The following is a 21,210-nucleotide window of genomic DNA, read 5'->3' on the forward strand; positions in this document are numbered from 1 at the left end:
ACAGCCTGTTGGTAACTTACGAACAGACAGCCTGTTTGTAAGTATATCCCGAGGTAGGAGTTTCCATGTCGACGATCGACATTAGTGCCGGAACCATCCATTACGAAGCAACCGGACCCGAAAACGGCAGGCCGGTGGTCTTCGTGCACGGGTACATGATGGGCGCCCAGTTGTGGCGCCGGGTCAGCGAGCGACTGGCCGGACGTGGCCTGCGGTGCATCGCACCGACGTGGCCACTGGGCGCGCATCCGGAACCGTTGCGCCGCGGCGCCGACCGAACGATCACGGGCGTTGCCGGCATGGTCGCCGAGGTGCTGACCGCGCTCGACCTCGAAGACGTGGTGCTGGTCGGCAACGACACCGGCGGAGTGGTCACCCAACTCGTGGCCGTGCATCACCCCGAGCGCCTCGGCGCGCTGGTGTTGACGAGTTGCGATGCGTTCGAACACTTTCCGCCGCCGATCCTCAAGCCGGTGATCCTGGCGGCCAAGTCGAAGACGACATTCAAGGCTGTCTCCCAGGCCATGCGGGTACCGGCGGCGCGCAAGCGCGCGTTCGACGGACTGGCGCATCGCAACATCGACGACCTCACCGAGGCGTGGGTGCGCCCGGGGCTGTCCGATCCCCGGATAGCCGAAGACTCGCGCCAGTTCACGCTGTCGATGCGCACCGAGGTCACCACGGGCGTGGCGGCCCGGCTGCCCGAGTTCGACAAGCCCACGCTCATCGCCTGGTCGGCCGACGACGTGTTCTTCGAGCAGGAGGACGGCGTCCGGCTGGCCGCCACCATTCCCAAGGCCCGCTTGGAGGTCATCGAGGGGGCCAGGACCTTCTCGATGATCGACCAGCCGGACCGGCTCGCCGAGCTGTTGTCGACGATCGCGGTGCGCGCGTAACCACCGGCGCCGCCCAGCGGTAGCGTCTTGGCCATGTCAGCTACGACGCAGCCGCTGCAAGGCCGGCGGGTCCTGGTCACTGGCGCAGCGACCGGCATCGGCGCGGCCGCCGTCGCGGCCCTCGGTGGGGCGGGGGCCGAGGTCGCCGCCACCTATCACCGCACGCCGCCGCCGGACGGCCTCGCGGCCGCCTGGCTGCAGTGCGACGTGCGCGACGCCGACGCCGTCTCGGCGATGGTGCGCACAACCGCCGAACGCCTGGGTGGGCTCGACGTGTTGGTCAACGCCGCGGGATTGTGGCAGGCCGGGATCCCCGGCTACATCGGCCCCGACGAGATCGCGTTCCTGTTGGACACCAACGTCAAGGCGACCATCCTGACCAACCAGGCCGCCCACGCGGTGATGAAGGAGCAGGATCCCAAGGGCGGCCGGATCATCAACTTCGGCTCGTCGGAAGCTGTTATGGGTAGCCCGATTTCGGCCGTCTACGCCGCGACCAAGGGCGCGGTACAGGCGTGGACGCGGTCGGCCGCGAAGGCGTGGGCGGGCGACAACGTCACGGTGAACGCGTTGGCCCCGGCGGTGCAGACGGCGGGCGCCGACCGGCTGCGCGAATTCCTCGGCCCCGACGCCAGCGCGTTCATCGACCAGCAGATGCAGATGATGATTCCGTTGGGCGGCGCGCTGGGGGACCCCGCACGGGATCTGGGTCCGATGCTGGTCTTTCTGGCCGGCCCCGGTTCGGGTTTCATCACCGGGCAGTTACTTGCGGTCGATGGCGGCCTGATGATGGTGGGCGGCTGACGGCCGGACCCGCCCGCAACGCCTCTCGGGGTGCGGCTTGCGTTCTGCCAATCGGCTGGCAAATCCGCCCGATTCCCGGCCCCCGGTCAGCATGCCTGGTTACCATCGTTCGCTATGGGCGCCGAGGAGCCGGGCGCAAACGGCACGGCCCGCGAGCCGGGAGATTCGGTGGAGTTGGTCACCACGCTCCTGGGCTTGTTGCGCCGCCGCCTCGGCCTCGACACGGCGTGGATCGCGTCGTTTCGCAGCGGCCTGCAGGTATTCGAGGTATTCGACGGTGACGCCCGGCCCTTTGGCCTATCGCCCGGTGACACCGTTTCGCTGGCCGATTCGTACAGCGTCCGCGTCATCGACGGGCGGCTGCCCGCCGTCATCCCGGACACATCGGCCGACAAGACCGCTTCCCTGCTGCCGAAAACCCGCGAATGGGGCGTGGGCGCCTACGTCGGTGTTCCGTTGCTGGGCCCGGACGGTTCGGCGGCCGGCATCGTGGGTGCGGTCAGCCAGCAGCCGAAGCCGCATCTGGCTGACGTCGATCTCCGGGTCATCAGAAAGATGGCCGAGCTCATCGGCACTTTGATGGACATGCCGTTGGGGCCGACGAAAATCCCGACGGATCAGCACGATGGCATTCGCCGGATGGTCGCCGAGCGGGACTTCGAGATCGTCTTCCAAGCGGTGCACAGTGTCTCGACCGGCGAGGCGCTCGGCGTCGAAGCGCTCGCACGCTTCCCGTGCGAACCGTTTCGCCCCGATCTCGTCTTCGCCGAGGCGGCCCTGCTGGGCTTGGACATCGAGTTGGAGACCGCGGTCGTGGCTCGTGCGCTGTCGCTGGTGCCGCAGCTGCCCGACGATGTATTCGTCGCAGTGAACATCTCCCCGTCGGCGGTGCTGCGCACGGAATGGACCGAGCTGCTCGCCGCGGTCGACCCATCTCGCCTCGTGTTGGAGATCACCGAGCATGACGCCGTCGGAAACTACGACGCCCTCGACGAGGTCCTGGAAGCGTGCCGGGCGCGCGGCATGCGGGTGGCGGTCGACGACGTGGGCGCCGGCTTCTCGTCGTTCTCGCACGTGCTGGAGCTGGCGCCGGAATTCATCAAGATCGACCACTCGATCACCCGCAACATCGACGCCGACGATGCCCGGCGGCATCTGGCCCAATCCATCGCGGAATTCGCCGCGCAGATCGGCGCGATTGTCATCGCCGAGGGGGTGGAGACCCAGGGCGAACTCGATGCCGTGGGGGCGGCCGGCATCCCGTGGGCGCAGGGTTTCTACCTGAGCCGACCCAAGTCCCACACCCACGGGTTTCCGGACGGCGCGGCGGTCGCCGAACCGATCGATCAGTCCCCGGCCATCTTCGACGTGCTGGGCGAGCGCCGGTTCGAGCTGGCGTTGACGCATTCGCCCATCGGCATGGCCGTCGTCGGCCTGGACGGCACGTTCCAGCGCACCAACCGAGCGCTGCGGAACATGTTCGGTTACGGTCGAAAGGCTTTGGCCGGCCTCACCTTTCAGGAGATCACGCATCCCGACGACCTGGATGCGGACCTGGCGTTGCTCGCCGAGTGCCTTGCGGGCCGCCGGCGGACTTACCGCATGGACAAGCGCTTCATCGCCGCCGACGGACGAATCTTATGGTGCGACCTCACCGTGGTGCTCGTGCAAGGGCCGCGTAACCAGCCGCGCTGCTTCGTGTCTCAAATTCTCGACGTCACCGCCGAACGGATGCGAGAGGCGGAGCTTACTCGCCAGGCCACCACCGACACGCTCACGTCGCTTGCCAACCGCTCCGCGGCATGGGGCCGACTCGAGCAACTCGACGCGGCCGATGACGGCTATGGCCTGTTGTTCTGCGACATCGAGAAATTCAAGTCCATCAACGACCGGCACGGCCACCGGGCCGGCGACGAACTGCTGGTCGAAATCGCCCGCCGGTTACTCGCTGCCGTCCAAGACGACGGGCTCGTTGCCCGCTGGGGCGGCGACGAATTCCTCATCATCACCGACACCGTTGACGATCGCGGGCTCGCGGCGCTCACCGACCGCATCACCGGTGAGATCCAGCGGACCCGCATCACCCTCGCGAGCGGGATCGAGATCCCCGTCGTGTTGACCGTCGGGCGCGCGGCGCACCGATCCGGCGACGGCCGGTCCATCGACGCCGTTCTGGAGCGCGCAGACCAGGCCATGTATGGGCAGCGGCGCAGGCAAGCCGGCGCCTCATTCCTCACCGCCGGGTGAGCCGGGCGGCGGGCGGCCGAAGGGGCGGGCACGCCGACCGCGACTGCGGGGTTCGGCGAGGAGGTGTCGCGCCCGATTCCTGAGCAGTAGCAGCGACCTGTGCAACTCGAACAGCATGAGCCAATGGTGACCCGTTCGACGCCGACGCGTCCGCTGTACACGCACGCCTCGATGGGGAATCGTGGAAGAAGTTGCGATGACGGGTTGCCCAACGCGAGGCGGTGACGGACCGGCTTCGGACCCGGCCAGACCACCGTTACGATAAGACGGACCGTCTCGTCTCGTAGGGCTAGGCAGAGCAAAGGTGACTCCGACCGATGACTGACGACACCATCCAGGCGCTGCTGCGCAAGCGCCTGTCCGATCCGCGGACCGCGGTGAAACACCGCAGTTTGCAGTGGAGTTGGAGTCAGTACCTGGCCGGCGCGTCGGCGCGGGCCTCGGCCCTGATAGCGGCCGCCGACCCGGACCGGCCCATGCACGTGGGCGCACTGCTGGGCAACAACCCCGAGATGCTCAGCCAGATGGCGGCGGCCGGCCTCGGCGGTTATGTCCTGTGCGGCGTGAACACCACGCGGCGCGGCGAGGCGCTCGCGGCCGACGTCCGACGCGCCCACTGCCAGTTCCTGGTGACCGACGCCGAACACCGCCACCTGCTCGACGACCTCGACCTCGACGGGACACACATCCTCGACACCTCGACGCCGGAATGGACCGAATTCGTCAAGGACGCCGGTGAACTCGTCCCGCACCGGCAGGTCACCGCGATGGACCCGTTCATGATGATCTTCACGTCGGGCACCAGCGGAAACCCCAAGGCGGTGCAGGTATCACACCTGATGGCTGCGTTCGCCGGGCTCAACCTGGCGCAGCGCTTCGCGCTGTCCGAGCGGGACACCTGTTACGTGTCGATGCCGCTGTTCCACTCCAACGCCGTCGTCGCGGGATGGGCGCCCGCGGTGGTCTCGGGCGCCGCGATCGTGCCGGCGAAGTTCTCGGCGAGCAGCTTTCTCGACGATGTCCGCCACTACGGTGCGACGTACATGAACTACGTGGGCAAGCCGCTGGCCTACATCCTCGCGACGCCGGAACGCGACGACGACGCCGACAATCCCCTGCGGGTCGCGTTCGGCAACGAGGCCAACGACAAGGACATCGAGGAGTTCGCGCGCCGCTTCGGCGTCCAGGTCGAGGACGGCTTCGGCTCCACGGAGAACGCCGTCATGGTGATTCGCGAACCCGGCACTCCGAAGGGCTCCATCGGCAAGGGTGCCGACGGGGTTGCGATCTACAACAGCGACACCGTCACCGAGTGCGCGGTCGCGCGCTTCGACGCCGACGGCGCATTGGTCAATGCCGACGAAGCCGTGGGCGAATTGGTCAACACGGCCGGCTCGGGGTTCTTCACCGGTTACTACAACGATCCCGAAGCCAATGCCGAGCGCATGCGCCACGGCATGTACTGGTCCGGTGACCTCGCCTACCGGGACGCGGAAGGCTGGATATACCTGGCCGGCCGCACCGCGGACTGGATGCGGGTCGACGGCGAGAACCTCACCGCGGCTCCCATCGAACGAATCCTGTTGCGGCACAGCTCCATCAATCGCGTCGCGGTGTACGCCGTTCCGGACGAGCGAGTGGGCGACCAGGTGATGGCCGCGATTGTCCTCAACGAGGGACAGACCCTCGACCCCGCTGCGTTCGAAGCGTTTCTCGACGCCCAGGCCGACCTGTCCCCGAAGGGCCGCCCGCGCTACGTCCGCATCGCCACCGACCTGCCCAGCACCGCCACGCACAAGGTGCTCAAGCGCCAGCTGATCGCCGAAGGAAGAACCGTCGGCGAAGACGAGCTGCTGTGGGAGCGCGAACCGCGCGGGACCGCCTACGCGGTCGTGGCGCCGAAGTCGGGCTCTCGGTCACCGGGCGGCGGATCTGGCCCTTCGACCGTCGCACCCGTTTGACCGGATCCCGCGCTGTCCCAGCGGCGATCGGTGAGCTGCTCGTCGTTGGCGGCCAGCACACCCAGCACCGGGTAGGCGGTTACCGGCAGGCCGTTGCTGGTTCGCCGTGGGCTCATGGCGATTCGGTGAAGTAGGGCAGCGTCACGCCGGGACCGACGGGGTGGAACTGCACCCGGACGCGCATGCCGATGCGCAACTCCTCCGGCGGGACGCCGACGACGTTGGTCAGCATCTGGTAGCCCTCGTCCAGGGTGACGATCGCCGGCGCGTAGGGCGGTTCGAATTCCGCCGTCACCGGTCGCCGAACCACGGTCCAGCTGTAGATCTCGCCGAACCCGCCGCCGCGCTCCCAACGCACCTGCGCCGAAAGGCATTCGCGGCAGTGCTCGGTCGGCGGAAAGTTCGCCAGGCCGCAGGCCTCGCAGCGTTGATATCGCAACTCCCCCGACCGGCAGCCCTGCCAGAAGGGGACGCTGAGCGGGCTGGTGGCGTGGGGCACGGGGCCGGTTTGTGGGCGCAGGGCATCGGCGGTCACAGCGGTTCGTCCCCCAGGATCAGCAGCGTGGTGAACAAGGCCCCGGCTCCCCCGTTGCTGCACAACGCGATATGCGCATCGGGTACCTGCAGTTCGCCGGCCTGGCCGCGCAGCTGCTGGACGGCCCGGACGGCCCGCTGCATCATCTGCGGATTGGAGCCCGCATGGCTGAACGACATGGTTCCTCCGTCGGTGGTGATGGGGTGGCTGCCGTCGATGGCGATGTGCCCGTCGGCGACGAATGGTCCGCCCTCGCCGTCGCCGCAGAACCCGAACGCCTCGAGTTGGCGGATGATTTCGAACGAGAACGGGTCGTAGAGTTCCAGGACGTCGACGTCGCCGGGCCGCAGGCCGGCGTGAGCGAACGCGCGCTGGGCCGCGCGCCTGCCGACCACGCCATTGACGTACCCGCCGTTCCCGTCCCGCCGCCCGGCCAGGTCCCACGCCGGCGGGTGCTGGTAGGACGGGCCGTGGAAGTCGGCGCCGCTGCCTAACACGTAGACGGGTTGGCTTGCGCCGTCGGTCTTTTCGACGTTTGCCACGACCAGCGCGCACCCGCCCTCGGAGGTGGTGGCGCAGTCGAGGAGATGAAACGGGTCGGCGATCGGCCGGGAGGCGGTGATGTCGTCGGGCGTGAAGGGCCCGCGCCCGTAGTACACGGCTTCGGGGTTTCGCGATCCGTTGTTGCGGATGGTCGCGGCCACCATCGAAAGTTGTTCGCGCGTCGTGCCGTAAACGTGCATGTGGCGGCGCGCGATCAGCGCGAACTCGGCGGCGGTGAACATCCCCCACGGCGCGACGAATTCGTTCTCGGGCCGGGTCCACGGCGCCGTCGCCTCGTGGTCGCGGTACTCCCCGGCCTGCGCCGCGACGAGCACCACCACATCGGCCATGCCGTGCTCGATGGCGGCGGCCGCCTCGGTGATCATGCCCACCCCGAACGCGAGGCCCTGCCAGGCCGGCCCCAGGCGCAGGTCGTAGATCAGGGCGGTGGACAGTGGGCCCGCGCTGATGCCGTCCACGTCCTCGAGGCGCAGGCCCGCATCGTCGAGCGCACCGCGGATGGCCGCCAGTGCCAGGCTGCGTGAGGTCTCGCCGTCCAGGCGTCGGCCCTGCCGGGTGTTGTGCACCCCGACGATCGCCGCCGTGCGTCTCGTGCTTGCCACTGCGATCCTCGCTCTTAGTTCTCGTCGGCCACGACACCGAGATAGGTGCCGACGACGTCGTATCGTCGCCCGTCGCGGGTGATGCTTCCGATCGTCGTGGTCCGAGCACCCTCGGCCGCCGCGGCCCGGTCCGTCGCCGTTTCCACGATGTCGATCCGCACATCCACGGGCCGCGCCGTCTGCGGGTCGGTGATCTCGACGACCATTGCCACCGCTCGCTCGTGCTCGTCCCACTCGACGCTGGTGATCCGGTGCCGGGCGGTCAACTCCATCACCACCGACTCTCGGCGGACCAAAAACCGTACCGGCGCGCACAATTCGCCGGGACGGGGCGGCACGCACAGGGTTACCGCCATGTCACAGGCCTGCCGGCCGGGTGCTGATGGTCCCCGATTCCCGCAGCACGGACAGGTCGTTGTCGGTGCGCCCCAGCAGGTCGGTCAGGACCTCTGCGGTGTGCTGGCCATACAGCGGCGAGGGCCGGCGAATCCAGCGGCGCGGTTTGCCGAGGAACGTGAATGGCATTCCGGTGCAGAGGAACTCACCGGCTACGGGGTGATGGACGGTCTCCCAGAATCCGCGCGCCTGCAGGTGCGGGTCCCGAAGCAGCTCGGGGGCCGCCGTGACCCGCGCGGCGGCCACTCCTGCGGTGCGCAGCGCGCCGACGGCCTCGGCCACCGAGCGCCGGGCCGCCCAGTCAGAGATCAGCTTGTCGAGTTCATCCGGTTGCTCGTGCCAGTCGCTGGTGCGGAGATCCCGCCGGCCCAGCAACCCGGCCAGGCCCGCGCGCGCGGCGTCGTCCGTCGCGGCAAGCGCGACCCACTCGTCATCACCGTGGCAGCGATAGACCCCCTGCGGCCGGGCACCGGGCCCGCGATTCCCGTTGCGGCGCATCTCGATTCCGTCGCGCGAGTACTCCACCAGCATCTCGGCGGCCACGTTAAGCGCCGCTTCGACCATGGTGGATTCGACGTGCATTCCGGTGCCGTCGCGGTCGCGGATGACCAGCGCGGCCACGGCGGCGAAGGCCGCGTGCAGGCCGGCGATCGGGTCGCACACCCCGCGAGGGATGACCGGGGGGCCGTCGGCGTGTCCGGTCATCCACGCCATGCCGGTCGCCTGTTCCATCGTCTGGGCGAAACCCACGCGGTCGCGCCACGGACCGTCGAGGCCGAAGGCGGGCATTCGCACCATGATCGCGCGGGGGTTGGCCGCGCGCACGGCATCCCAGCCCAGGCCGAAGTTCGTCATCACCCGCGGTGAGAAGTTCTCGACGACCAGATCGCTGGCGGCGATGAGTTCGAGGGCGAGGGCGCGGCCCGCGTCGGTGCTCAGTTCGACGCTGACGCCGCGCTTGTTGTTGTTGCTGCACAAGAAGACCGGGCCCCACTCCCACCACTGATCCCAGCTGGGTGGGCGGCCCGCGGAAAACCTCATGCCGTCGGGGCGGCGGACGCCCTCGACTTTGATCACGTCGGCACCCAGCGCGCCCAGCAGTTGCGTCGCGACCGGCCCCGCCCAGAAGGCGGTGAAATCGGTTATCCGCGTGTCGGCCAGCGGCAGGGCGTCGGTGGCGGAACCCGCGGGCCGGGCGGGCCTTGGCGGCCAGCGGATTCGGCCGTTGTCGGCGCCGAGTCGAGGCGGCCGCCCGGGCGGCCTGGTGATCATCGCGTCGCTGCGGTAGGGCACCCGCGGCGCAAGGACGCCGGCTTCGGATTCGACGAACACGCCGCGTTCCACGAAATGGTCGACCTGGGGCAGCATCTCGGGCGTCGCGATGGGGGCCACCGGGATTCGGAATGCGACCGCGAGGTCGACGATCTCCTGCGTGGTGCGGGACTGGGTCCACTGCGTGACCATGCCGAGGAACTCGTCGCGGCGGGCGACGCGCCCGTCGAACGAGGCCAGGTCGGCGTCGTCGAGCAGATCGGCGCGGTCGATCAGCACCAGGAAGTCCTGAAACTGCTGGGCGGTGATGGTGCAGAAGCCGACCAGGCCGTCGGCGGTGGGAACGATCGACGGCAGCTCCAGACTGCGCTGCCCCAGTCGCGAATCCGCGCCCAGCACGCTGGCCGACATGGCCGACAGGCCGCCCATCGCGATCACCATGGCCTCGTAGGTCGAGACGTCGACGATCTCCCCGCGTCCGCCCCGCGCGGCGTGCCGGGCGGTCGCGGCGGCGACCGCGGCCGCGAACGTGCCGGCCAGCCACTCACCCAGCTCACCGCCGGCCTGCACCGGTTCGTCCTCCGGCCAGCCGCGCCCGGCGGTCGAGCCGCACAACGCCTGCAGGATGAACTCGTTCGCCGCGACGCGGTCGTCGACGTAGGGCCCTGTTGTGCCGAATGGGGTCACGGCGACCACCACGGCCGACGGGCCGGTGTGGGCCGTGATTTCGTCGAGTGTCCACCCGTCGGTCAGGTCGGTCAGCACGATGTCGGCACCGGCCAGCAGCGTCGCGACCTCCGCCGGGTCGCCGTTGGTGACCGACCTCTTCCCGGCGGCCAGATAGCCGAACAGGGCCCCGGGCGGCCCACCCGCGGACCGCCGACGCAGCGAATCCCCCTGCGGCGATTCGATTTTCACCACGTCGGCGCCGGCGTCGGCGAACATCTTGCCGCAGTAGGACACCGCGATGCCGTTGGACACCTCCACCACGCGCCAGTCGGCGAACGGTGCCTGGGGTGTCACGTTCAGTTGCCCAGCGTGGTGGCGCGCCCCGAAATGCCGGGAGCCTCGGCCGTGACCTGCGCCTGCAGGGCGAACTGCGTCATCCGGGTCCAGGCGTCGCGATCACGCTGGCTGGCGCGGCGGCCGACGTGCGTGACCACGTCGACGTCGGCGGCCTGGGCCCGCAACTGACCGGCGCGAGCGTGCTCCTTCGGGATGTGCCGGAACGGGTCGAATGAGTAGGCGGCCATGGCGTTTTCGTGCGTGATCTTGTCGATCACGGAATCGTCGAGATGCCCCATGGTCTCGATGACGTCTTCCGGGGCGAACGGCCAGTTGCTGTCGGAATGGGGAAAGTCGGACTCCCAGCACAGCATGTCCTCGTTGAACCAGTCCATGTTGCGCACGCCGACCTTGTCGCTGATGAAGCAGGTGTAGAAGTGGCGCTTGAACACGTCGGCCGGCCCGCTGTAGCCGGGCGGGAACTTGGCCAGCGTCCAGCCCGAGTGGCGGTTGAAGACGTGCTCGGCGCGCCAGAGGAAGTACGGAATCCAGCCGACGTCGCCCTCGGTGAGGGAGAACTTCAGCTGCGGGAAGTCCGCCCAGAACTCGGCCCAGATCAACTCGGTGAACGTGAACATGCTCATCATCGACGACGCCGTCATCTGCACGCTGGGCGGGGCGTCCGTCGACACCTGGGGGGAACGCGACGCGGAGCCGACGTGCGTGCACAGCACCGTCTTGTGCTCGCAGACCGCCTCGAACAGCGGGTACCAGTACTTGGTGTGAATGCTGGGCATCTGCAACGCCTCTGGGTTCTCCGAGAACGTCACCGCGTGACAACCCTTGCCCGCGAGCCGCTTGACCTCCTTGGCCGCCTCGGCCACGTCGAACAGCGGCAGGATGCCACAGGGGATGAATCGACCGGGGTAGGCGGCGCACCACTCGTCGATGTGCCAGTCGTTGTAGGCCTTGATCATCACCAGGTTGACCTCGCGGTCGGGACCCTGGTTGAGGACCTGGCCGGAGAAGCCGGTGAAGTTCGGGAAATTGAGGCCCGCCAATTGACCGCCCGCATTCATGTCCCGGACCCTCTCGTCCACGTTGAAGCAACCCGGCCGCATCTCGTCGTAGCGCGAGGCGTCGATGTTGTACATCTCCCGCGGCTTGCCCGCCACGGCGTTCAGGCCCATGTTGCGCCCGCGGACCTCGCCGTAGTACCACTGCTGCACGCCGTCGGGTTCGAGGACCACCCGCGGTGCGCGGTCCTTGTATTTCGCGGGGACGTGCGCGTCGAACATGTCGGCGGGCTCGGCGATGTGGTCGTCCACGCTGATCAGGATCAAGTCGTCCTTGTGCATGCCGCGCTCCTCACCGAGATAGCGATTAGACTAATAGTCCCTCATCAGTGGCGCCCTCAGTCGGCGGGCGCATACCGCAGCATCGTGACGTCGTGCTCCGGGTAGTCGAAGAACACCGGCCTGACCCGCATCCCCACCCGCAGGTCGGCGGGGTCGACGTCGACCATCTCGGTGGAAAACCTGGGCCCCTCGTCCCATTCGACGATGGCCAGCAGCTGCGGGACGGCGTCGGCGAAGTGCGGACTGACCGGCCTGCGTGCCACGGTGTAGGAGTACAACGTGCCCATGCCGGAGATCTCCCGCCACTCGAGATCGTCGGCGAGCGTGCCCGGCGCGCGCACCCGCGGATAGAACACGTAACTGCCCAGCGAGGGCGAGTACTGGATGACGATGCGATGCTGCGCCAGCGCATCCCAAAACGGCGCGCTGGTGGGGGTTTTGACGGGCATCGGGCGCTCGAAGGTGGCCATGTCGATCAGTCCCCCTCGAGGATCAGCGTGGTCTGCTCCGACAGGATGCCCCCGTTGCCGGACACGAAGGCGCGGTGGCAGTCGGCGACCTGGGCCGCACCCGCGCGGCCCATGATCTGGCGCGTGGCGTCGCAGACGTGGTGCATGCCGCCGGCCAGCCCGGCTTGCCCGAAGCCGAGTTGCCCCCCGGCCGTGTTGAGCGGGAAGTCGCCGCGGAAGGTCATGTCGTGGCTGGCGACGAACTCCATGCCCTTGCCCTTCTCGCAGAAGCCCGCGTCCTCCAGCGACAGCAGCACGGTGATGGTGTAGCAGTCGTAGATCGACACCATGTCCATCTGCTCGCGGCTCAGCTCCGTCATGGCGAACGCGGTGTCGGCGGCCTCGGCGATCGGCGTGTGCAGCAGGTCCTTGGCGTACGTCGGGGTCTTGAACGGCACGTGCTCGCCGAATCCCTTGATCCACACCGGTCGGTGACGCGCGCGGCCGGCCAGACCGGCGTTGGCGACGACGACCGCGGCGCCCCCGACGCAGGGCATGACGATCTCCAGCATGTGCAGCGGGTCGGCGATCACCGGGCTGGCCAGGACGTCGTCGACGGTGAGCGGCTTGTCCTTCCAGATCGCGCCCTCGGTGTGGTTGGCGTTGACCCGCTGATCGACGACGATCTTGGCCATCGCTCGCTCGTCGTACCCGTACACGGCCGCGTAGCGCTGGGCGACCTGCCCATAGGGCCCGTTCTGGCCGAGATTGCCGTAGGGGATCTCGAATTCGGCCTGGGGAGAGCCGTATTGGTTGCTCGACGAACCGAAGAACATCGCGTCCACCATCGGCCGGGGCTTCTTCTTCGACGAGGGGGTGATGTAGCGCGCCGGCAGCGCGCACAACACGGCGTCACAGATGCCCAGCTCGATCGCCGCGGCCGCCCGCCACACCATGGCGGCGGCGCTGGCTCCGCCGAGGTCCACGTGTTCGGCGAATCGCGCCCCGACGCCGAGGTATTCGGCGATGGTCGACGGCACGAAGATCTCCGACTCCGCCAGGTGCGACGCCACGATGCCGTCGACGACGTCACCGGGCAACCCGGCATCGGCGAGGGCGGCCGCGGAGAGTTGCGCCCATTGCTCGATGGCGAACGGCGCGGGCGTGGCCTTGTTGAGCCGTTCGGGCGGCAGTTCGACGTATCCGACGATCGCGGCCTCTCCGCGTAATCCCATGGGCCGTCCTACTTTCGGGGTAGTCCGAGGATCATCTGCGCGATGATGTTCAGCTGAATCTCCCGGGTTCCTCCGCCGATCAGTTCGGCGGGCAGGTGCAGGTACCGCTCGACGATGTCCGGGTCGGAGTCGGCGACCATCGCGGTGCGCCCGGTCAACCCCAGGGTGGCCTCGAACGTCCTGCGCAGCAGCACGTTCATGGCCACCTTGGCGATGCTCGACGCCGGGCCGGATGCCTGGCCGTCGAGCAACCGGATGGTTTCGCGCACCCCCAGCGCCTTGATCGCGTTGGCGTAGGCGTCGAGTTCACCGAGCGCCCGCAGCGCGTCGTCGCGGTCCGGCCCCGGTTCCGCCGCGAGCCGGCGCAGGGCGGCCGCCCGGTCGAACTTGACGTAACCGCTGATGGCCGAACGCTCTTCGGCCATGGTGGCGATCGCCAGGTTCCAGCCGTCGTTCGGGGCGCCCAGCAACATCTCGTCGGGGACGAAGACGTCGTTGAGGAACACCTCGTTGAAGTGCGCCTGCCCGGTGGCCGTTTTGATCGGCTGGACTTCGATGCCGGGCGAGGCCATATCCAGGATGAAGTAACCGATGCCACGGTGCTTGCCGGCTTCCGGGTCGGTGCGCGCCAGCAGGGCGCCGAGGTCGGCGTACTGGGCCAGCGACGTCCAGATCTTGTGGCCGTTGATCCGCCAACCGCCGTCGACCTTGGTTGCCCGGGTGGCCAGCGACGCGAGGTCGGAGCCGGCGCCCGGCTCACTGAACAGCTGGCACCAATGAATCTCGCCGCGTTGGGTCGGCGGAATCAGCTTTTCCTGCAGGTCTTTTGGTGCGGCGGCCAGCACCGAAGGCAGGATCCACTCGGCGATGTTCAGCGACGGCCGGACCAGCGCGGGTCGCTTGGCGAACTCTTCGTCGATGATGAGCTGCTTGAGGGGACCCGCATCGACACCCCACGGCGCCGGCCAGTGCGGCGCGATCAGCCCGGCATCGGCCAGCAACGTGCGCTGGGGCCCGGAGGCCTGGTCCGGGTAGTCGCCGTGCGGTGCCGGTATGTCGTTGGCCAACTGCATTGCGGCGTCAAGGGTCTCGGTAACCCAGGAACGGAAGTGCGCTTCCGCGTCCCCGAGGTCGACCGACATGTCGCGCTGCTGCGTGCAGGTCAGCTGACCGAGGCGCCGGGCCCAGCGATTCGCCGGCCCGATCGACGCCGCGAGGCTGATCGCCCGACGCCAGTAGAGATGCAGATCGTGCTCCCAGGTGAAGCCGATGGCCCCGAACATGGTCAGCGCGTCGAGCACCAGATCTGGCACGGGTGCGATCGCCATCACCGCCGCCCCGGCGGCGGCCATGCGGTGCTGGTCGATCGGTTCGTCGACGGCGCGGATTGCGTCCCAGGCTGCCGCCGTGGCCAGTTCGCTGCTGACCAGCAACATCGCGGCGTTGTGCTGCAACGCCTGGAAGGTGCCGATCACCTTGCCGAACTGTTCTCGGCTCCGCAGGTGCGCGGTGGCCGCTTCCACGCACCACTGCACGATGCCGCTCAACGCGCTGGCCAGGAGCCCCAACGTCACGCACCGAGCGCGGTCGGGATCGATGCCGGTGAGCACCTCGGAGCCCGCCGCGCGGTAGTCGTCGAGCCGCAACACCCCGGCGTCGGCGACGAGGTCCGTCCCGTTCACGGGTTCCGCTGTCACCGCCGGCTTTTCAGCGTCGACGACCACCCAGACCACGCCTTCGTCGTCCCCACGGGCGGCGACCAGGACCGTCTGCGCGGCGCACACGCCGGCGGTGACCTCCGACGCGCCGGTGACCGACCATCCTCCGCCCTCGGCGCGCGCGCGGAAGTCGCCGTCGTCGGGCAGCACGACGGCCGCGATCGCGCCCGCGGCCAGGCCCCGCACCAGTGCCTCGGCGGCCGGTGTCGTATCGGCCAGCAAGGCGACGGCCCCCGCGGCGACCGTCGGCAGGAGCGGCCCGGGCAGTAGCGCCTTGCCCGCCGCCTCCAGGACGCAGGCGGCGTCGATCAGCCGGCCGCCCTGCCCGCCCAGGTTCTCGGGCACGTGCACGGCGTGAAAACCGTTGCCGACGAGGGCATCCCACCATTCCAGGCGCCGGCCCGCCGCAAGATCATCGAAACTGTCTCGCGTGGCGGCGATGGGGGCATGCCGGCCGGCGAACTGTCCGACCGCATCGCTGAGCTCCTGTTGCTCCGGGCTCAATCCCAGGGTCACGACGACGGCCGAGTGGTGACTGAAGTTGGCCGCACCGACTGCTACCCTTCCGGCTAGAATGCCCTTACAAGACGGACCGTCTCGTCTTGTGGCAGACTACCGGGGCCAGTCAGGATATGTAAAGCGGGCCACCGCAGCAGCGAGGATCACCCAATGCCAAGCGATCTCACCCAGACGACCCCGCCGAGGCGTCGCAGCGAGAAGTCGCGCACGGCGATCGTCACCGCCACCCGCGAGCTCCTTCTCGAACGCGGATTCGACGGCCTGAGCATCGAGGCCGTCGCCGCCCGGGCCGGTGTGGGCAAGCAGACCATCTACCGCTGGTGGCCCAGCCGCCCGGCGCTGGTGGCCGACGTGATGCTCGAGGATGCCGACAGGCTGCTCGCATCGGTCAATCACACCGACGACCTGGCCGCCGACTTGGTCGGCTGGGTGCGAAAGCTCGCCAGAACTCTGACGACGGCCCGCGGCGCGGCGATGCTGCGCATCCTGACCGTCGCGGGCATGGAACACGAGGACACCGCCGTCAAACTGCGCGCCGGGTTCAGCGAGCCCCTGTACGAGAGCGTCCGGGCCCGGATCCTCGCCGACGGCATCGACGGCAACACGGCCGAGTCGGCCGCGGACGCGATCGTCGGGGGTGTCGTCTATCCGATCCTGTCTGACCCGCAAGGGTATTCACGACGCCGAGCCGAGCTCACGACCCGGTTCATCGTCGACGCCCTGGGCCGCCGAGGCTGACCAGGACCGCAATGGGCGCAGCAACGCGTTCTTCTTGTAATAGTGGTCCGCCATGCGCCGCATGATGTTGTCCAGCACGGTGACGGCCTCGTCGAGGAAGGGGCCCTTGTTCAGCATCACGCACTCGGCCCGTTCGCTCATCGCCGCGTCGCTGATCTCGGCGCGCGAGGGCAGGCCGGTCTTGGCAAGTTGTTCGAGAACCTGCGTCGCCCAGATCACCGGCAGGTGTGCGGCCTCGCACAGCCACAGGATCTCCTCCTGCAACTCGGCCATCCGCTCGTAACCGCACTCCACCGCCAGATCCCCCCGAGCGATCATCACCCCGGCCCGGGGCCGGCGCATCGCGGTGAGCAACAGCTGCGGCAGGTCTTCGAATGCGCGCCGGGTTTCGATCTTGAGGACGACGCCCAACCGGTGCCCGTCGAGCCGATCGAGTTCGTCGAGCAACCGCTCGACATCGGCCGGATTGCGAACGAACGACATGTCCACCAGATCCGCCAGTTCCACCACGGCGGCGAGGTCGGCGACATCGCGGTCCGTGAGCGCCGATATCGGCAGATCGGTGTCGGGCATGTTGATGCCCTTCCCCGCCTTGAGGCGGGCCTCCCCCTGCTCCGGACGGTCGATGCGCACGGTGAGCGCCTCGCGGGCGACCGACACCACCCGGCCGCCGATCTTGCCGTCGTCGAAGTGGACGGCGTCACCCGGCCGGGCATGGACGAACGCCTCCGCCAACGTGCATCCGATCCGGGGTTGGCCACCGGTCGGCGCCGGTGAACAGTCGCGGGTCAATTCCAGCAGGTCTCCGGCGCGCACCGACAGGCTGCGCTCCTTCTCCGGAAGCGGGCCCACTTCCGTTGCGTCGTCGGTGTTTTCGGCGCGCAGCACCGTCCCGCTCACCAGGTAGGTCGTCCGCCTGGTGGCGACCACGAATCCACCCGGGGCAGCCTCCAGAACGAGTCGCCGCCGGGATCCACGGGCGTCCCGCAGCGCCAGCACGTCGCCCGCCCCGCGGTTGGCCAGCCACGGCGCCGGCACCGTAACCACCGCCATCCCGGGTTCGGGTGGGTGCGCCGGCGCCTCGGTCGACGTCAGCCACGCCCGTGCCGGCGCGACGACCCGGCCGAGATCATCCCGGCGCGGACGCAGCTTCAGCACGCGAGGACCCGGCTCCAGTGGCCCGGTCCGCAGCTTGGGCCCCGCCAAATCCATCGCCACCAAGCAGGTCGTGCCGGCGCTGGAGGCCGCGTCCCGGACATGGCGGGCCATGGCCCGCCAGGCCCGCACGTCGTCGTGGGCGCAGTTGATGCGCGCGATGTTCATCCCCCGTCGCACCAACTCGCGCACCAACTCCGCGTCGGTCGCGGCCTGCGACGGCAGCGTGACCATGATGCGCGTCATGCGATGCGCCGGCCGCGGCCCAAGCAACTCCACCGTGCGTTGCCGCAACATCGTCTGCCCCTGCTCGATCGGCACCGCCGACGGTGGCGGCGGCTGCCAGTTCCCGTCCGCGATGGCGGCGACGGCGGCACGGACCGCGGCGAGTGTGGCCTGGACGTGCGCTTCGCTGCGACCCAACGACGACAGGCCGAAGTCCGCCAGGCTCGCCTGCAATTCGCGTAGGTCGAACTGGCGAATCGCCCAGTAATGCACGAGGTTTCGTGCGCTCGCCCGGTGTTCCGGTGCAATGGCCGGAAGCCACGCCGCCCAGGAACGCTCCGCGTCCCGCAGGCTGGTCAGCAGGCCGTCGATCTGCTCGAGCAACCCCGCCAGTCGCCGCTTGACATCGGTGTCGGCAGATTCCCGGGTGCTGGGGATCGATTGGCCGACCACACGCTGACCAGACACTGAAGCTCCCCATTCTGTGGCTTGACGGCCACACAGTGTTAACGTCGGCGTAACGCAAAATGCTCGAATCACCAAGGCACACAGGAAGTTACCGGCGCGACGGGCATCACGACAGGGACATTGGTCCCCAATACTGCTACTGCCGCGGCTGTCCGATCGTCACGGCGGCCAGGCCCTTGCTCACGCGATCCGGCAGGGATCCCCCGTGGCTCAGCCAATCGTCGAGGGCGATGCGCACGGTCGCCATGGCCAGCGCACCGATCAGGCGCGGCCTGGGGTCCTGCGGCGCCAGTCGCGGCAACCGCGGCGCGATGAGCTCGGCGATCGCCAGCTCGTAGCGCACATAGATGTGCAGTGTCCACGCGTCCAATGTCTCGGAAGACCTTGTCAGGGTGGCTAATTCGCGAATCTGGTCCTCGATGTCGACGAACCCGCCGGCCAGCTGCCCGAACGCGCCGACGACCGCGTCGGTGGCGCTCAGGTCTTTGGGCTGGGCGGCCAGGGCGGCGGTGATGCGGTTGAGCCAGTGGACGGTCATGCCCTCGGCGACGGCGTCTTCCTTGGAATTGAAATAGCGGAAGAAGGTCGCCCGCCCGATGTCGGCCGCATCGGCGATGCGGTCCACCGTCGTGCCGGCCAGGCCGCGTTCGGCGACCAGCGCAGCGGCGGCGGCGGCGATGCGCTGGCGCATCGCCGTGCGCTTCCGCTCAGCCAACGACGTCGTGACAGCCATTCCCCACCCTTTTCCGCGAATCGACCCCTAAAGCGTAAGACATAGTCTTAGCATGAGACGATGTCTCAAGCCCCCGATTCGTCCGCTCAGGTGGCCCCCGACGCGCGGGCCGCGTGGCAGTTCTTCCAGCAGATGGTCGCGGACGTCACCAAGATCGTGGCCGAGGACGCCGAGTCCGAGCGGGAACTGCTCGAGGGGCTGCGCCTGATCGCGCGCGTCTCCTCCCTCTGCGCGCAGATGTCGGTGGAGGCCGACCCGGAGCGGCCCTCATTCTTCGATATGTGTTCGGAGAACCGCATGATCGGCGGTCCGAATCCGGACGGCAACTACTACCTGGCGATGATCCGGGGCGACCGCGGCTACCGGATCACCGGCTCGCGGGGCAGCAGCGCCTACCTCGGGCTGCAGATCCTGGCCGGAACCGGACTCACGCCGCGCCGCATGGCCGGCTACGTCAGCGACGTCGATTTGGCGCTGCGCGCGGGCGAATTCGCGCTCGTGCTGTCGGCGGACGAACCCGCCGACCTCGCCGGCGCGCAGTGGGTGAAGATTCCCGACGACGCCTCGTCGGTGGTGGTCCGCGAGTACATCGGTGATCGCGCGCGCGAACAGCTCGCCACGCTGCGCATCGAGGCGCTCGACGCCGGGCCCCTGAGGCCGCTGACCGACGGCGAGCTGGCCGACCAGTTCACCGCGATGGCCTGGTCACTGATGAAGCTGGCGACGCTGCACCGCACCATCAAGCCCGAACTGCTCGACACGCCGAACACACTGCTCACGGCGGAGGCCGCCAACCTCGGCGCCGCCGACACCACCCCCGACAACCTGTACATGATCGGGACCTACCGGCTCGAAGGTGACGAGGCCCTGCTGCTCGACATCGCGCCCCCCGACACCCGCTACTGGAACGTCACGCTGGAGAACATCTGGCACGAATGCCTGGAACCCCGCGCCCGGCACAGCTCGGTGACCAACCGTGGCGTGACCCCCGATGCCGACGGCCGCGTTCGAATCGCGGTCTCCGCCAAGGATTTCGGCGTCGGCCACTGGCTGGACACCGGCGGACGGCACCGTGGCTTCGTCACCCTGCGCTGGCTCGACAACCCCAGCCCGCCGGACGTGGTGGTCTCGGTGCGCCGATGTGAGGAGCCGGCATGACGCTGCAGGACCGATTCGCCCCCGAACGGCTGATCGCCGCCGCCTGCGAGGAGGTGGGCAGCGACGACTTCGGCGCCGAGGGCTGGCGGCCGGGACTGCACCGCCTCACCGACGGGCTGATCAACGACGCGCGGCTGTCGGACATCGGCGTGGAGGTCGCCCACCTCGACATCATGCGCGCGCTGAAGAATCGTTTGGGCGTGATCGCCTGGCGCAAGCAACATCCCGAGATCGCCACCAAACCGATTGCGGCGCCGATATTCATCGTCGGCCAGCCCCGCACCGGAACCACCATCCTCTATGACCTGCTCGCCCAGGACCCCGAGCTGCGCGCCCCGCTCACGTGGGAGGTCGACGAGCCCTGCCCGGTGCCGCAACCGGATACCTACCACGACGACCCGCGCATCGCGCAGGCCCAGGCCAGCATCGACCTGTCCGAACAGATCATGCCGGGGTTCCTCGCATTTCATCCGATGGGCGCCCTCGTCGGGCAGGAGTGCGTCCGCATCACCGCCGGCGAATTCGTCAGCATGATCTTCACCGTGCAGTACCGCCTGCCCAGCTACTACCGCTGGCTGCTCTACGAGGCGGACCACGCGGGTGCTTACCGTTACCATCGAATCTTCCTGCAGCATTTGCAATCCGGCGTGCCGGGCCAGTGGCTGCTGAAATCTCCGGCGCACCTGTGGCAGCTCGACACGCTGCTGGCCGAGTACCCGGACGCGTTGATCGTGCAGACCCATCGCGACCCGCTCAACGTCATCTCGTCGATCGCCGCCCTGACCCACCACCTGCGCCGGATGTGCAGCGACGAGTCCAGCATCGCCGAGTGCGCGGCCCAGTCCTACGAGGAGATCGTCGTCGGCCTGGAGCGCGAGATGGCCCTGCGCGACAGCGGGGCGGTGCCGGCGGACCGCGTGATCGACGTGCAATACAGCGACTTCATCAACGATCCGTGGACCACGATCAAAGACATCTACCAACGGCTGGACCGCGACCTGCGCCCCGATGCCGAGCAGAAGATGCGCGCGTTCCTCGCGGCCCATCCCGGCGACGGCGGCCGCGGCCGCTACACCTGGTCCGACACCGGGCTGCGGGAGGGCGAGGTGCGGGAGCGGGTGCGCGCCTACCAGGACCGCTACGCGGTCCCCACCGAGACGCTGCGCTGACCG

General features: G+C 68.8%; 17 protein-coding genes and 1 pseudogene. 7 read left to right on the forward strand and 11 right to left on the reverse strand.

What is annotated here, in order from left to right; genetic code table 11:
• Window positions 1-65 precede the first annotated feature (65 nt).
• The 4 genes from A5702_RS21075 (at window position 66) to fadD1 (ending at window position 5,908) form a co-directional block, all read left to right on the forward strand.
• Window positions 66-896, forward strand: a complete 831-nt coding sequence (locus A5702_RS21075) for an alpha/beta fold hydrolase (RefSeq protein ID WP_068223401.1) — start codon at window positions 66-68, stop codon at window positions 894-896.
• 33 nt (window positions 897-929) lie between these two features.
• Window positions 930-1,700 carry an SDR family NAD(P)-dependent oxidoreductase gene (locus A5702_RS21080; protein ID WP_068223403.1) on the forward strand — a complete coding sequence of 257 codons (771 nt, stop codon included), beginning with the start codon at window positions 930-932 and terminating at the stop codon, window positions 1,698-1,700.
• Between the two features lie 114 nt (window positions 1,701-1,814).
• The gene (locus tag A5702_RS21085; RefSeq protein ID WP_068223406.1) at window positions 1,815-3,947 is read left to right on the forward strand and encodes an EAL domain-containing protein; all 2,133 of its coding nucleotides are present in this window, start codon (window positions 1,815-1,817) and stop codon (window positions 3,945-3,947) included.
• A gap of 317 nt (window positions 3,948-4,264) precedes the next feature.
• Complete coding sequence (gene fadD1 / locus A5702_RS21090; RefSeq protein WP_068223410.1) at window positions 4,265-5,908, forward strand: fatty-acid--CoA ligase FadD1; 1,644 nt, start codon at window positions 4,265-4,267, stop codon at window positions 5,906-5,908.
• Window positions 5,909-5,937: 29 nt separating this feature from the next.
• Here fadD1 and A5702_RS26500 read toward each other — a convergent pair.
• From A5702_RS26500 to A5702_RS21130, 9 genes and pseudogenes are all read right to left on the reverse strand, one after another.
• Window positions 5,938-6,024 (reverse strand): annotated as a pseudogene (locus A5702_RS26500) (MarR family transcriptional regulator); the annotation flags it as partial.
• Entirely contained in the window at window positions 6,021-6,443 is a 423-nt protein-coding gene (locus A5702_RS21095) for a Zn-ribbon domain-containing OB-fold protein (protein ID WP_055403562.1), read from the reverse strand. The pseudogene A5702_RS26500 and the gene A5702_RS21095, both read right to left, overlap by 4 nt.
• Window positions 6,440-7,609: a thiolase family protein gene (locus tag A5702_RS21100; protein WP_068223413.1), complete on the reverse strand. Its 1,170-nt coding sequence runs from the start codon at window positions 7,607-7,609 to the stop codon at window positions 6,440-6,442. Before A5702_RS21100 ends, A5702_RS21095 begins: the two co-directional genes overlap by 4 nt.
• A 14-nt stretch (window positions 7,610-7,623) precedes the next feature.
• A complete protein-coding gene (locus A5702_RS21105) occupies window positions 7,624-7,965 on the reverse strand; it encodes a hypothetical protein (protein WP_068223416.1) in 342 nt (113 codons plus the stop codon).
• A 1-nt stretch (window position 7,966) separates the two neighbouring features.
• Window positions 7,967-10,300, reverse strand: a complete 2,334-nt coding sequence (locus tag A5702_RS21110; protein ID WP_068223419.1) for a CoA transferase — start codon at window positions 10,298-10,300, stop codon at window positions 7,967-7,969.
• A gap of 2 nt (window positions 10,301-10,302) precedes the next feature.
• Window positions 10,303-11,640: an amidohydrolase family protein gene (locus A5702_RS21115; RefSeq protein ID WP_067816874.1), complete on the reverse strand. Its 1,338-nt coding sequence runs from the start codon at window positions 11,638-11,640 to the stop codon at window positions 10,303-10,305.
• Between the two features lie 56 nt (window positions 11,641-11,696).
• Entirely contained in the window at window positions 11,697-12,110 is a 414-nt protein-coding gene (locus A5702_RS21120) for a Zn-ribbon domain-containing OB-fold protein (protein WP_068223422.1), read from the reverse strand.
• A 5-nt stretch (window positions 12,111-12,115) separates the two neighbouring features.
• Window positions 12,116-13,324 (reverse strand): thiolase family protein, encoded by a 1,209-nt coding sequence (locus A5702_RS21125; protein WP_068223425.1) that lies wholly within the window; start codon window positions 13,322-13,324, stop codon window positions 12,116-12,118.
• Between the two features lie 8 nt (window positions 13,325-13,332).
• Complete coding sequence (locus A5702_RS21130) at window positions 13,333-15,558, reverse strand: acyl-CoA dehydrogenase (protein WP_068223429.1); 2,226 nt, start codon at window positions 15,556-15,558, stop codon at window positions 13,333-13,335.
• A gap of 153 nt (window positions 15,559-15,711) precedes the next feature.
• Here A5702_RS21130 and A5702_RS21135 point away from each other — a divergent pair, with 153 nt between their 5' ends.
• Window positions 15,712-16,299 (forward strand): TetR/AcrR family transcriptional regulator, encoded by a 588-nt coding sequence (locus tag A5702_RS21135; protein ID WP_068223432.1) that lies wholly within the window; start codon window positions 15,712-15,714, stop codon window positions 16,297-16,299.
• Here A5702_RS21135 and A5702_RS21140 read toward each other — a convergent pair.
• Complete coding sequence (locus tag A5702_RS21140) at window positions 16,237-18,147, reverse strand: pyruvate kinase (RefSeq protein ID WP_369817956.1); 1,911 nt, start codon at window positions 18,145-18,147, stop codon at window positions 16,237-16,239. The genes A5702_RS21135 and A5702_RS21140 overlap by 63 nt on opposite strands.
• A gap of 136 nt (window positions 18,148-18,283) precedes the next feature.
• A complete protein-coding gene (locus A5702_RS21145) occupies window positions 18,284-18,880 on the reverse strand; it encodes a TetR family transcriptional regulator (RefSeq protein WP_068223435.1) in 597 nt (198 codons plus the stop codon).
• A 60-nt stretch (window positions 18,881-18,940) separates the two neighbouring features.
• Between A5702_RS21145 and A5702_RS21150 the strand changes: the two genes are divergently transcribed.
• Both A5702_RS21150 and A5702_RS21155 read left to right on the forward strand, forming a co-directional pair.
• Window positions 18,941-20,038 carry a DUF1214 domain-containing protein gene (locus A5702_RS21150; protein WP_068223438.1) on the forward strand — a complete coding sequence of 366 codons (1,098 nt, stop codon included), beginning with the start codon at window positions 18,941-18,943 and terminating at the stop codon, window positions 20,036-20,038.
• Window positions 20,035-21,207, forward strand: a complete 1,173-nt coding sequence (locus A5702_RS21155; RefSeq protein ID WP_055401464.1) for a sulfotransferase — start codon at window positions 20,035-20,037, stop codon at window positions 21,205-21,207. Before A5702_RS21150 ends, A5702_RS21155 begins: the two co-directional genes overlap by 4 nt.
• Window positions 21,208-21,210: the final 3 nt, after the last annotated feature.

It is taken from the genome of Mycobacterium sp. E3339, assembly GCF_001666915.1.
Taxonomy (GTDB): domain Bacteria; phylum Actinomycetota; class Actinomycetes; order Mycobacteriales; family Mycobacteriaceae; genus Mycobacterium.